11 protein-coding genes and 1 pseudogene are annotated in these 14,698 nt (G+C 42.0%); 11 read left to right on the forward strand and 1 reads right to left on the reverse strand.

Annotated features, from left to right (window positions below; all coding sequences use genetic code 11):
- Positions 1 to 473: 473 nt before the first annotated feature.
- The 11 genes and pseudogenes from IRQ95_RS08840 (at position 474) to IRQ95_RS08890 (ending at position 13,545) form a co-directional block, all read left to right on the forward strand.
- Positions 474 to 1,619: a PfkB family carbohydrate kinase gene (locus IRQ95_RS08840; RefSeq protein ID WP_194436598.1), complete on the forward strand. Its 1,146-nt coding sequence runs from the start codon at positions 474 to 476 to the stop codon at positions 1,617 to 1,619.
- Between the two features lie 44 nt (positions 1,620 to 1,663).
- Complete coding sequence (gene rbsK, locus IRQ95_RS08845) at positions 1,664 to 2,623, forward strand: ribokinase (RefSeq protein ID WP_194436599.1); 960 nt, start codon at positions 1,664 to 1,666, stop codon at positions 2,621 to 2,623.
- A 19-nt stretch (positions 2,624 to 2,642) separates the two neighbouring features.
- Entirely contained in the window at positions 2,643 to 3,233 is a 591-nt protein-coding gene (locus tag IRQ95_RS08850; RefSeq protein ID WP_194436600.1) for an ECF transporter S component, read from the forward strand.
- A 14-nt stretch (positions 3,234 to 3,247) separates the two neighbouring features.
- The gene (locus IRQ95_RS08855; protein ID WP_194436601.1) at positions 3,248 to 4,045 is read left to right on the forward strand and encodes an energy-coupling factor transporter transmembrane component T family protein; all 798 of its coding nucleotides are present in this window, start codon (positions 3,248 to 3,250) and stop codon (positions 4,043 to 4,045) included.
- Between the two features lies 1 nt (position 4,046).
- Positions 4,047 to 4,907 carry an energy-coupling factor ABC transporter ATP-binding protein gene (locus tag IRQ95_RS08860; protein ID WP_194436602.1) on the forward strand — a complete coding sequence of 287 codons (861 nt, stop codon included), beginning with the start codon at positions 4,047 to 4,049 and terminating at the stop codon, positions 4,905 to 4,907.
- A complete protein-coding gene (locus IRQ95_RS08865; RefSeq protein ID WP_194436603.1) occupies positions 4,891 to 5,691 on the forward strand; it encodes an energy-coupling factor ABC transporter ATP-binding protein in 801 nt (266 codons plus the stop codon). Before IRQ95_RS08860 ends, IRQ95_RS08865 begins: the two co-directional genes overlap by 17 nt.
- Positions 5,692 to 5,695: 4 nt before the next feature.
- Positions 5,696 to 6,646: a nucleoside hydrolase gene (locus IRQ95_RS08870; RefSeq protein ID WP_194436604.1), complete on the forward strand. Its 951-nt coding sequence runs from the start codon at positions 5,696 to 5,698 to the stop codon at positions 6,644 to 6,646.
- A gap of 609 nt (positions 6,647 to 7,255) precedes the next feature.
- On the forward strand, positions 7,256 to 9,517 hold the full coding sequence (locus IRQ95_RS08875; protein ID WP_194436605.1) for a hypothetical protein: 2,262 nt from the start codon (positions 7,256 to 7,258) through the stop codon (positions 9,515 to 9,517).
- Positions 9,518 to 9,523: 6 nt separating this feature from the next.
- The gene (locus IRQ95_RS08880) at positions 9,524 to 11,284 is read left to right on the forward strand and encodes a toxin-antitoxin system YwqK family antitoxin (protein WP_194436606.1); all 1,761 of its coding nucleotides are present in this window, start codon (positions 9,524 to 9,526) and stop codon (positions 11,282 to 11,284) included.
- Positions 11,285 to 11,400: 116 nt separating this feature from the next.
- Positions 11,401 to 13,038, forward strand: coding sequence for a toxin-antitoxin system YwqK family antitoxin (locus IRQ95_RS08885; RefSeq protein ID WP_228481347.1), 1,638 nt, complete (start codon positions 11,401 to 11,403; stop codon positions 13,036 to 13,038).
- A 20-nt stretch (positions 13,039 to 13,058) separates the two neighbouring features.
- A pseudogene (locus IRQ95_RS08890) lies at positions 13,059 to 13,545 on the forward strand (DUF2867 domain-containing protein).
- Between the two features lie 168 nt (positions 13,546 to 13,713).
- Here IRQ95_RS08890 and IRQ95_RS08895 read toward each other — a convergent pair.
- A complete protein-coding gene (locus tag IRQ95_RS08895; protein WP_194436608.1) occupies positions 13,714 to 14,625 on the reverse strand; it encodes a DMT family transporter in 912 nt (303 codons plus the stop codon).
- Positions 14,626 to 14,698: the final 73 nt, after the last annotated feature.

The raw sequence follows: 14,698 nt of genomic DNA on the forward strand, positions 1-14,698 counted from the left end.
CTACATTATGCGTATTGGGTAGGCTAGAAAAGTTATCCTTGTTTTGGGAGGATATAATTGAATTCAGATAGTCTTCGCTAAGACTTACCAACAGCCTAATCGTGGATAGATTTACAACTATCTACTTCAGGCTAAGAAATTTGCTTGAAATATTTGTGTTGTATAAAATAAGAGGTTTATTATAAAAATTAGTTATTTATAATTTTGGTTCTAGTAAGTATTTAAAATAGTAACTGTGTAATTGAATATAAACGCCACTAAAGAGATGTGTTATTCATTTTTGGTGCCTATTGTACTGACGCTTTAATAACTATTTATAATAGTGATGATAGATACAAATTATATTTGTTGCAAATTCTTCTCATATAAACCTAAATGTTTATTTTGGTTCACTTTCTTTGTTAGGAATCACAGACAGATAAACAGGTTAACGTTTAGATTAATATCATAACGTTGCCTCTGAGGTTTATCGTATGAGTTCATTGACTAAGATCGAAAGAAGAAAGTTCATCCTTGATGAACTCAAAGATAAAGGTCGAGTTACTATTGATAGTCTTTCAAAGCAACTTGGCTGCACCTCAAAAACCATTCGTCTTGATCTCAAAGAGCTCGACCATTCTGACATGATCACGCGTTTTCATGGTGGCGCGAAGTCAAATGTAGATTTCGGCTCTGCGATAGTCAATGTCATCACTTCTGATGTGAACAATAAAGTAGTTAATCTCGCGCATAAACGAACAGGGAAGTTGTTCGTTTTTGGTAGCTTTAATGTCGATATTACATCATATATCCCTCATTTTCCTGAGCCTGGTGAAACAGTAAGGGCAAATCAGGTAACAAGAACATCTGGTGGTAAAGGCACTAATCAAGCCGTTGTAGCAAATAAGAATGATGTACATGTCACATTATTAGTGAAGGTTGGGAATGACCATTTAAACAGCTACGCAAAAACAACGCTAAAAAATATGAACTTCGATCGGTTGTTTATTTTAGAAAGTGGTGACTATTCTACAGGGTTGGCGCAAATTCAGGTTAGAGAAAGCGATGGTAAGCATAATATTTCAGTTTATCTTGGTGCAAATGAACAAATAAATGAAAGAGAACTTTATGAGTGCTGTGAGCTTATAAATAATCATGATTTACTCTTAGTTCAGCTTGAAAATAACCAATTAGCAACTGAATGCATACTTAAAAATGCTCATAAAAAAGCGATTCCAACCATATTGAATGCATCACCATTCCGATCATATGCAATGCAGTTATTAAAGTATGTGGATATTTTGATCGCGGATGAGCGTGAAATACTTCAAGTTGCCAATTTAGATAGTCAACCGAACGCGTCGATTGCGGATGCTATTTCCACCATTAGCGCATTAGGCATTAAACAAATGATTGTCATCGGTTCTGATAAAAGTTTTTGGCTGTATAGCGAAGAGCTGACTGAAGTGATTGAGAATCAGGGAATGATCTGTATGGATGAGACAATGATAAATGACTCTTTTGTCGGTTGTTTTGCTGCCAAGTTGGTTCAAGGAAAAGGTTTTTACCAGTCTGCGCATGAAGCATCGAAATACATTCAAACAACATTCGCGGAAAAGAAAGTTTCTTGTCTAGCCTAGCGAGGCTATCGGATTTAAAAGTCTGTCTAACAGTGAGATCAGTTATGGATGAACAAAATCAGAAACATAAAGTCGTTGTTGTCGGTAGTGTCAATGTTGATCACGTAATGAAAGTTGATCGTTTCCCGCATCCGGGTGAAACCGTCTCTAGCCAGTTCTATCAATGTGTTCTTGGTGGAAAAGGGGCCAATCAGGCCTTTGCTGCGGGAAATATTACCTCACAATCTATGTTTATCACTTGTGTGGGTGGCGATACTCACGGTGCGGATTTAATTGAAAAAATCCAGGCTTTGGGCTGCACGACACAAGGAATCACCAGCATAAAGCATCTCAATACAGGGGTGGCGCTGATTAATGTCGATACCAGCGGTGAAAACAGCATCAGTATTTCGGCACAAGCGAACGCTGCACTGGATCCTCAACTCATTATGGGTTTTAGCCAAGCTATCGCAGAAAGCGACTATTTACTCTTACAACTTGAAACGCCAATAGACGGTATTGAAGCTGCAATTAATATTGCAAAGGAGAATGCCACTAAGGTCGTGCTAAATCCTGCACCAGCGCAAAAGCTTCCCCTTGGTTTGTTGAACCAAGTTGACCTGATCACACCCAATGAAACAGAAGTGGAAATCTTAACAGGCATTAAAGTTTGCGATGAACAGAGTTTAACTGAGGCGAGCGACTACTTTCATCAGTTGGGAATCGAACAAGTAATTATAACTCTTGGCTCACAAGGCGTTTGGTATAGCACGAAAGATAAAGCTCAGCGATACCCGAGTTATAAAGTAGAGGTGAAAGATACTACGGCAGCAGGAGACACATTCAATGGTGTGCTGGTTGGCTATCTAGCGGTCGGCTACGACATAGAAACCGCCATTGCACTTGCTCAATGCGGTGCGGCAATTTGTGTAACAAAAGATGGTGCTTATAGTTCAATCCCTAGTAGGCACGATATAGAAGCTTTCCATAAGGAAAGAGATCTCTTTGAAGTAGAAGTGCGTTAACTACAAAAAGGACATAGTTATGATGAAGATGCTTAAAGAACAACTAAACACATCGGCTTTGGTGTTGATTCCCATCGCTGTTGGTATAAACCTTGTTGGTAATTTTGCTGCAAGTACGCTTAAGTTGCCGGTTTTCCTTGATTTGATTGGCACAACGATTGCGGGTGTTTTGGGGGGCTGGTTGGTTGCAGTTGCAGTTGCAATTTTTTCTGCGGTGTTCCAAGGAATGTTTGTTAACCCAATCTATTTTCCTTTCATGGTCGTCGGCATTGTCAATGCTCTTATCATCGGTTTTTGTGCCAAAAAAGGCTGGTTTGATGATATTCCGCATTCTCTAATACCTTGGGCGTTATTGGTTATTGCATCAACCATTACCGCTTCGTTTGTTTCAATCATAGTGTTTGGAGGGATCACGGGAGCGACCGGTGCATCGGTGCTAACTGCAACCTTTATGGCCGCGACAGACAGTATTATTAAATCTGTTCTTTCCTCAACACTCATCATCGAATCGATAGACAAACTAATCGCGGTGCTAGTAGCTGTCGTAGTGATTAAGAAATTACCAAACAGCCTACGAAACCTGAACACTCGCGTTGTCGATGATTTCTAAATTTGGGGTTAATTATGAGCACATCATCTTTAAGTTATCAAAACAGTAGTGGGCTTCTTAATCACCTAAACCCAATCACGAAGCTCTATTTTATGATTTGGTTTGTGATGCTTAGCCTATTCGCCAGTGAGCCATTATTTATTGCAGCGTTATTTGTTTTACTCACTGGCGTTGTCGCCATATCCAGTTGCGCGATGAAAGTGACAAAGCTTTCGGTCAGCATTCTAACCCCTATTTTTCTGTTTTTGAGTGTGGTGCATGGCTTGGTCAATCCAGCTAACTCAGAAGTGCTATTTTCATTTACTGTTTTTGGCTACGTAATGGAAGTTGGTCGAGAAGGCATAGTGATCACATTAAATCTTGTCAGTAAGCTGGCTTTGATTCTGCCTGTCGTGTTCATATTTGTATTCACGACTAAGCAAGAAGAGCTGATGCCTAATCTGATTCATAAAGGCGTTCCGCCCACGGTGAGCTATCTGTTTTTGGCATCAATTAACGTGATCCCGCAGATCAAGCAAAAAATGGAAGTGATTCGTCTTGCTCAAGAGACGAGAGGCATCAAAATGGATGGTTCTTTCCTTACTCGGGTAAAAGCATTTATTCCTATATTAATGCCAGTGATCCTTTCATCGCTGTCGGATATTCATTCGCGAAGTATCACCTTAGAAATTCGTTCTTTTGGTGTATCAAGAAAGACCACCAGCCTATATGACTTAGAAGAATCCAAAGTTGATAAGCTGATTCAACGTTTTCTCATCGTGTCGTTTTTGCTGTTCATCTGCATAAAAGTTGCTGTGAAGTTAGGGGTGTAATATGCAAGATCTATTAACAGTTAAAAATCTTTGTATCAGACATTACAAACGTAATGGTCATGTAGATGCACTTAAAGATGTGAGCTTCTCAGTTAAACCCGGTGAATTCGTAAGTTTATGCGGGGTGAATGGCAGCGGTAAAACCTCGCTAATGATGGCTCTCAATGGACTGATTCCGCATTTTACCAATTCAAAAATGAAAGGGGAGATAATCATCGATGGTTGGAATACTCAGGAGAAGAGTGTTAGCCAATTATCGACCAAAATTGGTTTTGTTTTTGACAACCCTTTTAACCAAATTTCATATACAACAGAAACTGTTCGACATGAGATTGCATTTGGCTTGTGCAATCAAAATATCCCAGTAAGAGAAATCGAAGAACGGATTGATGAAATTGCTGATTTAATTGGCATTCACCACTTAATGAATAAGTCGCCATTGGAGTTGTCAGGCGGACAGTTGCAGCGTGTGGCAATCGCCTCGACCTTGGTACTGAAACCCAAACTGTTGATGTTGGATGATTGTACTTCTCAGCTCGATCCTGCTGGTGCGATTAAGATCTTTGAAATTGTCGAGAAAATAAAAAGCACAGGCATGACGATTATCTCAGTGGACCACAACATGGAAAGGGTGTGCAGCTTTTCCGACCGGATTCTCGTTCTAGAAGATGGAAAACAAATTGACTTTGGCTCGCCAGCTGAGGTGATGGCAAATCCTTCAATCTATCACCACAAAATACAAAAGCACGACTCACTTGCTATGTCGGAGTTGCTTGTGCGCAATCACCAGTTGCCACAAACACAGATCACACTGACCGAATTGCTGGCTAATTTGGAGAAAGAAAATGCATGTTGTAGTTAAAGATGTCTCATTTTCCTACGTCGAAGGTATCAAGGTACTGAAAGGTATCAATGTCGATATCGACAACCAATCCGTGGCGATCATTGGGCAAAATGGCGCGGGAAAAACAACGTTTATTAAGTTGCTCAATAACATGTTGCCGTTAAGTAGCGGTGAGATTTTGATTGATGGATTGTCGGTATCAAGCAAACCACTCAATGAATGGTCAAAGTCAATAGGCTTCGTTTTCCAAAACCCCAAAGATCAACTCTTTAATGAAACGGTTTTCAAAGAGATTGAGTTTGGTTTATTACATCAGGTTCGTGATGCAAAACAACGGGAAGAGAAAGTGAAACAAATTGCGGCTAAAGTGGGCATCGAACATTTACTTGAAGAGCACCCGCTGGAAATTCCTTTTAGCCAACAAAAGTTAGTGACGCTCGGGACGGCATTGGTAAATGACCCGCAACTCGTTCTGTTAGATGAGCCAACCGCGAACCAAGATTGGCTTGAGGTTGAGCATTTTATGAACGTGATCAGTAATCTTCAGCAGCAAGGCATTCAGTTTATTACGATCAGCCATGATATGAATTTTGTCACCAATACGTTTAATCGCATTTTGATTTTTGGACAAGGACAGTTGCTATCGGATACAGCGAACTTTGAAGCGTTTGATGATCAAACTGTGTTGGCTCAAAGTCATATTGTTGCCCCGCCAGTGGTGCAAGTTGCCAAGCAGATGAAAATGAAAGGCACACCACTCAACCTCAACGAATTTGAACGAGAACTTATAGCGGAGCTTTAGGTATATGAAAAAACTGATTATCGATTGTGACCCTGGCCATGATGATGCCATTGCGCTTATGCTTGCGATTGGAAATCGAGATAAGTTCGATATTCAATGCATTTCGACTGTGGGCGGTAACCAAATACTAGAAAAAACGACCAACAATACGCTGAAGCTATTGGAGTTAATGGACGTTAACATTCCCGTTGTGGCAGGTAGAGATAAGCCATTGGTGAGAGCGCTTGAAATTGCTGATTCTGTTCATGGTGATAGTGGTATTGATGGACCAGAGTTGCCATTTACGCAAAAACGAGCGCTGGATGAGAATTTTATCGATACCTATGCTCGTTTACTGGATTCACTTGATCCAGACGAAAAGATGACGTTTGTCGTGACAGGTCCACAGACCAATATGGCGCTTTTCTTACTCGCGAGACCTGAATACAAAGACAAAATCGAGCAGATTTTATTTATGGGTGGGGCATGTTTCGGCGGTAACTGGAGTCCCAAATCGGAGTTTAACATCTATGTTGATCCTGAAGCTGCGCAGATCGTGTCGACATCAGGAGTGCCTATCGTGATGTGTGGGCTAGATGTCACGCATCAAGCGACGATCAATCAAGAGGAGATCGAATATTTTAGACATTCAGGTAGCCAATGTGGTTTAGTTATCGCTGAGATGCTGGATTTCTTTTCTGAGACATCTACACCTGAATTTCGCCGTGAAGCTGAGGGTAAAAAAATCCGCCTTCATGATGTGACGGCAATTGCCTACTTGCTAAGTCCAGCTATTTTCGAGACGCGCGAATTGTACTATGAAGTTGATTTGTCGGAGTCACGGATAATGAGGGGAGCGACTATTGTCGATTACGACAATGTTCTCGGTAAAGTAGCAAATAGCTGTGTTTGTTTTGATATTGACAGAGAAAAATTTATCCAACTAATAAAAGAAGCGGTATCTCGTCTTCCATAGCTAATCTAACCAGTTCGAAAGAATCAGCCCTGTTATGGTGATCATGACAGGGCTGTGTTGTTAGTTTGGTGGCTAGATCTCACGATGGCTTTATGAGTTTGGTCTTGCACATATCGCAATCAACTTTATGTCGAGCATGATTTTTATGACTCGAAATTATTTCTAACTCAAAGCCACCTCGATAGACCATTACCACATTGACCAGCCAAACATAGAGGTGAAAGTGTCTTGATGACCACTTTTACGGGTTTGCGTAATGTTCTTACCCAATAATGCGCACCACCACACGCTTCGATGCCTATTCGTGCATATGGAAAATTTGTTATTTTAGTCAGTAAGTTAGAGCGAGAGTCTTATTTATGAAGCCTGGCTTTAATACGTAACTTAACAGTATGGATGCTGAGGTAGTTTTGGCGCAATCATTCCCGCTGAAAGAATAATCAGACTTAGTGCCACCGGTGCTAATGTAATCCCTTTAAGTGTGGCAGTTCCTCGGGAGGGGAGTTTCTATCATTCGTTAAGTTGTTTCGAAATTTGATATGAAACGTGATATTTGCTTTTGATTAAGTAGACGTGAGTTAAGGATTTACTTTGTTTTGGAATAAATGGATGTATCTAAATAATGGTTTAAAAGCTCTTTTCCTACCCGTTCTTTTAACCCTTACCGCTTGTGGCGAATCCGTCACTTTTTCACCTGAGCAAGGCGAAGAAAAACGGTATTGGGTATATGCACAAACGACTCGAGATGTTGAAAGGGAACCAAGGACTCTGATGCTGAGCCAGAGCTTGATGCATTACCGAGTAGATAAAGCCGGTGATACATTGAAATTGCATGTTACCCCTGAACATTTGCAATTAGGTATGGGGTCAGCAGGGTTTTCAAGTATCGAGTCATCTCGCGCCAACGATAGAATTCAACAGATCTTTGCGTCTGGTTTTGATCTTTCCTTGAATGGCAAAAATGGTGAGTTGATAGATTTCAAGGCAAAGAATGACGACCAATGGCAAACCTTCGTCAAACAAGGGGGCCAAGTACTCCTCAATGGCCTGCAATCGACCATGAACACGCCGGGGGTTGTCCAATCAATTCCTGCAGAGGAAGGAAGCCAGATTGAATTGCCTCATTTCAATGGCGAAGCGGTCACATTAACCGTCCAAAAAGTCACAGAACAATCTCTATTTGTCACTGTTGCTTCTGCTCAATCGAAGGCAGAAACACTCGAGAAGCAGGTTTATGGTCAGCTTGAAATTAGCCGTGCGAACGGTTGGTTTGAAAAAATGCTTCTTGTTATGAATGTTCCTGTCGAGGTGTACGGCGAAACTAAGATGACGCAACTGGCGTTGGTAATGCACCCAGAAGATGAGCCGATTGGGACGTTCATGGACATTATGAGCCATGGTTATTTTTACGATGACAGCGATTGGTTCGATATCATGCCGTTACCGGAAGATAGTCAAATCCAAGAAACGCTTACTCTAGACGATGTATTGCCGTATGAGCATGGCATGATGACAGAATCTGAGAATGGATTTCATCTTACATCTGTCACGGACTTATCCAATGATGCGCAAATCGGTCGGGTCATATTTCGTGATACAAAAGCCTTTTCTGACGAAAATCCAATGGATGTGAAATTCGCATTACCTTTAGATCAGCAGTTTATCGATGAACAGATGAATATGACTGCTGAAGCTCAACCCGTTGGCTGGCATAAACAAAAGGCATTAAAGGAAATTGACAGCATTTCTGCGCAGGTTGATTACTATAGTGTTTCTTCAAAGCGTCATACCGTGCAGTGGAAACACAATCAAACCCAAACCTTCCAGCTTGGCGATATCACGTTAACCGTCACGCCAGTTTCAGGTAAACAAAATGAGTATTTGCTGACCTATTTCGATAGTGAAAATAGCCAGTTAGCGTTAGCTATGGATAACGTGCAGGGGCAAATGAGCTTACCGAAAAATGAGAGCTACCCTAAGTGGCTAACGCCAACGGCTAAGCAAATGTTTAGCTATCTGGGCAACCCTGTGGCTACAGAACAAGTCATCGCTCTGCGGCTTTCAAGCATCCCAACGGCTGTCACTTTTCAGGTGTATAACCTAAACAAAGAGGCGAACTTCTCACGCGAAATGGTTTTCATTGATGAAGCGTCTTTTTTATCGAGAGCTGACATGCCGCCGATGGAAGTACTTAGAGGCCATAACTTCCTATTTAATGAGTTAGAAGACACGTCAGCCAGTAACATCGACACACCCTTTAACTTTGATGATGATTTGAGTTTGGAAACCGAGTCTGCTCAAAACGCAGCGGTTGCATTGCCTTTTGAGTGGGAGAATGTATGCCAATTTAGCGTTCTTGACGCGCCCGAAATCAATGGCCAGACGCTGGTATGGAAACCTCAACCCAAGACCAATAATGACGTCGCGGGTGCACCATCAAAAATTGAGAAGAACACCACCGCGTATCAACTTATGACTTCCGATGGCATAAGACTGTACTTCTATGATTTAGAAATTACGACGCGCTTAGCGTGCAAAGGCACGCCATCCTGGAAGGCAGTCACTCTTTCACCAAGCGCATTCCCTTGGTTGATTGATGTGAATGCAACGGAGAGCTTCGATAAAAATCTAACCCTCAAGCAGTTTGTCAGTCGCTATCGAATTTACAGCAAAACGGGTGAACTCCTCCGGCCTATCGATCGTTTGGGTTATTTTATCCCCGTTGATGATCGACCTATTTCGGAAGTTTTGTTTGATGGCAAGTATATCAAAATGTCGGGAAAAATATCCCGTGTTGAGTACTACGATGTCGAAGGTGAGCCTCTAGAGAAAACCTTCGTGACACGATTTCCTCCACTGAAAAAAGGATAAGAGAATATGAAACGCTTATTTGTTCGTACACTTGTCCTTGTTTGTATGCTGGGGGCGCCAATGGTTTATGCTTCGCCAATTTGGCTTGATGATGATTGGAATGTCGTTAAGTCTGAATCTCAAGCGAGTTATTATCTCCGCGAACCGCTGGTGGAGCGGAATGGCTTATGGCCAGTCAGTGTTTACTTTCAAGGCGGTAAGATACTCAACTTTGAAGGTACGTTTAATAGTGGTGATATCACCACGGGAAAATCCGTGGGCGCTTACAAAATTTATCATGCAAACGGCAATTTACTTAGTGAAGGCAGTCGGAATGAAAAAGGACAGTATGAAGGCTTAACTCGTATATATGATCAAGACGGTGTGTTAATCGAAGAAGCTGATTTTCTCGCAGGTAAAAGACATGGCATACACCGCACGTTTTATCCAAATGGTCAAGTTAAGGCAGAGTATACCAACAAGAACAATATTGCCGCGGGTGAGTACGTCAGCTACTACAAAAACGGGCAAGTTTCTTATCGCGTCAACTATGTGAGTGGTATGCAAGAAGGTCCGGGGTATTCCTACAGCGAGAATGGCTTTTTGTATCTAGAAACTACCTTCCGAAAGGGTAAAAAGCATGGTGTGGTTCGCGGTTGGTACTCGGAAGATCAATTACGCTTTGAGAAAAACTACCGAGAAGGAAAGCAGCACGGCGCGATGACGCATTACTACGAGTCAGGCAACCTACAACGCATCAATCACCTTGTAAAAGGAAAACAAATTGGTTCACAGCGTAGTTATTTTGACCAAATCGATGCAGTGCAAGAAAAGACAGAAATAAGTAAAGATGGCGAAGTGGTATCTAAATATCGCTTCAACAAAGATGGCGTGAAAACCTACGAATATACAGCCTCATTCACTAACAAAAAGCGCATTAGTGATGAGAAAAAATATTCTGGCAATGTTCTTATCTCTCGCATTCAAGAAAATAGGCTAAAGAAATGGAAGTTAGAAGAACGCTTTGACAAGGAAGGGAGTCTGACTCGACGAGAGGAAGTGGTTGCAGGTAAGCGGCATAATGCTTTTATCCAAGTCGATGTATTCACGAATAACTTGGAAACCACACACTACAAACAAGGTACTCGACATGGCAGCTTCTCTATTGTGACGCCTTTAGGTAAAACGATCCAAAAAGGGACTTATGTCAATGGCAAAAAGAGCGGTACATGGACATGGCACTATGATGGCATCGTCCGCAATGAGAACTATAACCGTAAAGGTGAGTTACACGGTGAGTTAAGCGTATTTGGTGCCAATGGTGAGCAAATGGTGAGTGAGCATTACCTCAATGGTCTGCAACACGGCCACACCGAAAATTACAGTGATAACGGTGAGTTACTTGCGAAAGGCAATTACATCCGTGGTAATCGAGATGGGCAATGGCAACATCAAGAAGAGTATGAGTCCGACGTTAGAATTTGGTCTGGCGAATACCACAACGGTAAGAAAGTTGGGAAGTGGTTCGCCCGCTCTTCAGCAGGGTATGAGACGGGACGTCAACAATTCGATGAGCAAGGTAGGAAACAAGGAGCGTTCTATTACTTTGGAGACAGCGGCAATCTAAAACTTATCGAACGTTATGTTGATGACGTGCAGCATGGAAACAGCGACAGCTATGGAACCGATGGCAAAATTCACTATACAGAAACCTACAAGATGGGGGAGTTTGTGATGAGTGAAGAAAAGAATGGCTCCACTAATTTCTTGCTTGGCGGTGATAGCTAAACCTGTTTAGGCATCCAAGTGGTGCCTTTTTCTAATGCTCTACCGATAGATAAGCGTCTTACGAGGAACAAATGCGAAACATAATCATATTCTCACTCTTCATGAATTCATTGTTCATGATGGCACCTGCTCTTGCTCAGAGCCTATTACTTGATGCCAACTTAAGGTTGGTGGCAGACGATAAGAAAGCTAAATACTATATGAATGAGGCACTGACCGAGCAAAATGGAACATGGCCTGCGGTCATTTATTATATCGACGATAACACTGCATATTTTAAGGGGGCATTTAACGGCCCTGAGCCAGCGAAGAAAAATATTGTCAGTGATTTCGAGTTTTATACCAGGAAAGGCGTCATTGAACGTCAAGGGTACAGAAATAATGAAGGAAACCTAGATGGGATACAGAAAGTGTATTCTTCTGGTGTTCTTAAGCAAGAGCAACAATATCTCAATGGTGTTTTAGAAGGGGAGCAGAAGACTTTTTATTCAAATGGACACGTGAAAGAAAAGTTCAATATGCTGAATGGAAAAAGATCCGGCGAGAACCTGATTTATCGAGAAAATGGGGCGGTTAGAAAGCTCATTACGTGGTTGGATGATGAGATGCATGGGCCCATGCTTAACTATTTTGAAAATGGCAATATTGACTATGAGATGAACTTTCAGCACGGTCAACGTCATGGAAAATACAAAGGGTATTACTTTAATGGACAGCTCAAAAGTGAAGGGCAATCAGAGTTTGGTCAATATCATGGCATCTTTCATTATTACGATAAAGCCGGTAACAAAACTCAACAGGAAAGTTATAAAAATAACGACAAGCATGGGGTGGCGTTGAGTTGGCATGCCAACGGGCAATTGTCCTCAGAACAAAATTTTGTAGACGATGAATTACATGGGTTGTCCACGGAATATGATGAATCAGGAAAGGTCACTAAGGTTTTCAGTTATGTTGGTGGAAAAAAAGTAGGTGAGCAACGTGTTTTTCATACGGATAGCGAGACTGTTCAAGCCATTTATGAGTACAACACCGACAGTCGTCTGATTGCTAAGAAAGAATTTAATGAACACGGTGCAAAAGTGTTCGACCTTTCTGTACGCTTTGATGAAAACCATAACCGAATCAGTGACGAATACAGATATCGTGACGGGCTAGTGATTTCGAGACTTCAAGAAGATCAAAGCAAAGCATGGAAGCTAACTGAATTTTTTACCGATGGCGAGTTAACCGCGCGTACTGAAAGCATCGATGGCAAATACCACAATTTGTATTTCACGCAGTTGTCAGACCATAAAGCGAAGAAGCAACACTATAAACATGGCGTTCTTCATGGCAAGTTTACCGTCACGCAGTTTGGCGAGGTCATCGAGCAGGGTGAGTATTTTGAAGGCGTAGAATACGGTTACTGGGAGAATGATTGGGATGGCAAGCGCATCTACAACTACAACAAGAAAGGTGAGTACCATGGTGAAGTTAAAAAATACTTCCGCTTTGGTGGGTTAGACCGACTCACAACCTATTTCAATGGTATTAAACACGGCCCTACGGAGTCTTATACCGAGGAAGGAATGCTGTGGTCTAAAGGTAACTTTGTTGATGGCAAGGAAGATGGCGAGTGGCAAACCATTATCCCTGAAAAAAGCAAAACGGCGATGTGGACAGGTGTCTATCGTGCAGGCGAAAAAGTGGGGAAATGGGTAGGCATGTACCCCGATGGCAGTTCTGCTGGTGAATTACAATTTGATGATTAATGGCTTTTGAAGGAGAGTTTATGTCTATACCCAAGAAATCAGTATTGAGCGAATATTCAAAAGAGTCGTATTTTTGTGATAGCTTTTCGACAAGACAACCAAACTGCTATGGACGTATTTCTTGAGATAGCCGCTCAAACGCCTGCTTGGATTGCATTTCTAATGTCGATGAGAAACTGGGTTGTATCTAAACTCGGTTTGAAACATTTGGGTGGCCTACAAGACGTATCCCGAGTTAAGTTAGCTTCGGAATATGCAGTAGGTGAACGAGCTGGGATTTTTACCCTGGTTAGTTTAACGGAAAAAGAAGTGGTCTTAGAAGATCGCGATAAACACCTTGATGTGCGAGTTTCTTTTCTAATTGAGCCAGAAGGCGAAACCGCCATTGTTTATGCAAGTACCGTGGTTCATGTGCACAATGTATTTGGTAAGATCTATATGTTCTTTGTTGCGCCATTTCATAAAATCATAGTACCAAGTACTTTGAAAGGGTTAGAACAGGCCTAGCAAGCATTAAGGTTTTGGGTCACTTTTCTAGTTAGAGTTAATTGCTTTAACAATACAAAAGCGAGTGACAGGGTTCTAATTGCTCGGTACATAATGGCCCAAGCAATTAAAACCCATCAGATAAGAAAAAGAACAAGCTTCCCGTCTAGATTAGACTTTGCAATCAACCTATTGAGCCGGGTCATTATTCAGAATAGTTGGCTCGATGTTGTCGTTTTTCTTCTTACGTTTGATTTGCGCCAGAATAACACCACTGATCACCATGATGCCGCCAATTAGGTGGTAGACATGAATTGTTTCACCTAAGGTTGTCGCGGCGAGCGTCACTGCAACAACAGGCAACAGGTTCATAAACATCGCACTGTTATCGGCACCGATTGCATCAATTGATTTGATCCACATATAAGGCGCGGCAATAGACGCAGCAATGGATGCAAACAGGATGATTGGAATTGAATCCACTGGTGGCAATAGGTTGTCGCTGGTTAGCCAGATAGGGGCAAGCATTACCATCGAGCAAAAGCCCTGCATATAAATCAAAACGGTATTTGGTAGGTACATTTTCCAGCGTTTGATTAATACGCAGTACAGTGCGTAGGCAAGCGATGCAACGACCATTAGCGCGTCACCTTGGGTAATGCTTTGCGATAGGAAAAACAGCATATCGCCTTTGCCAAGCATATACGCTAAGCCGATTAAAGAAATCACACCACCGACAATACTATTAAACGAAATCGCTTTGCCTAACAACGGGACGCTTAGGAAGATCGCCATGAGTGGCACCAGTGAGCTGATCAGTGCCATATTCGAGGCTGTAGTGGTCACCGCTGCGTAGTAACCGCAGGATTGGTTGATTACCATACCAAGTAAACCTAAGCAGGCAAGTTTGGCTAGGTTGGGTTTGATTTCGCTCCACAAGCGAATCACTTTTGGCAGGCAAAATGGGGTTAAGATGGCAATTGCAAACAACCAACGATAGAAGCTCATCGCACTCGGCTCGATGATCGCTGCCGCCATTTTGCTGGCAATCGCATTCATGCCCCAGATGAAAACAGTAAGTAACGGCAGTAGGTAGATCATGTGAACTTCATCGCAGTATAAAAAGTGGCGGCTAGTGTCGCAGGTCTATATAATTGTATGTATCTCTAATGAG

The sequence above is a fragment of the Vibrio fluminensis genome, assembly GCF_015278125.1.
GTDB lineage: Bacteria > Pseudomonadota > Gammaproteobacteria > Enterobacterales > Vibrionaceae > Vibrio > Vibrio fluminensis.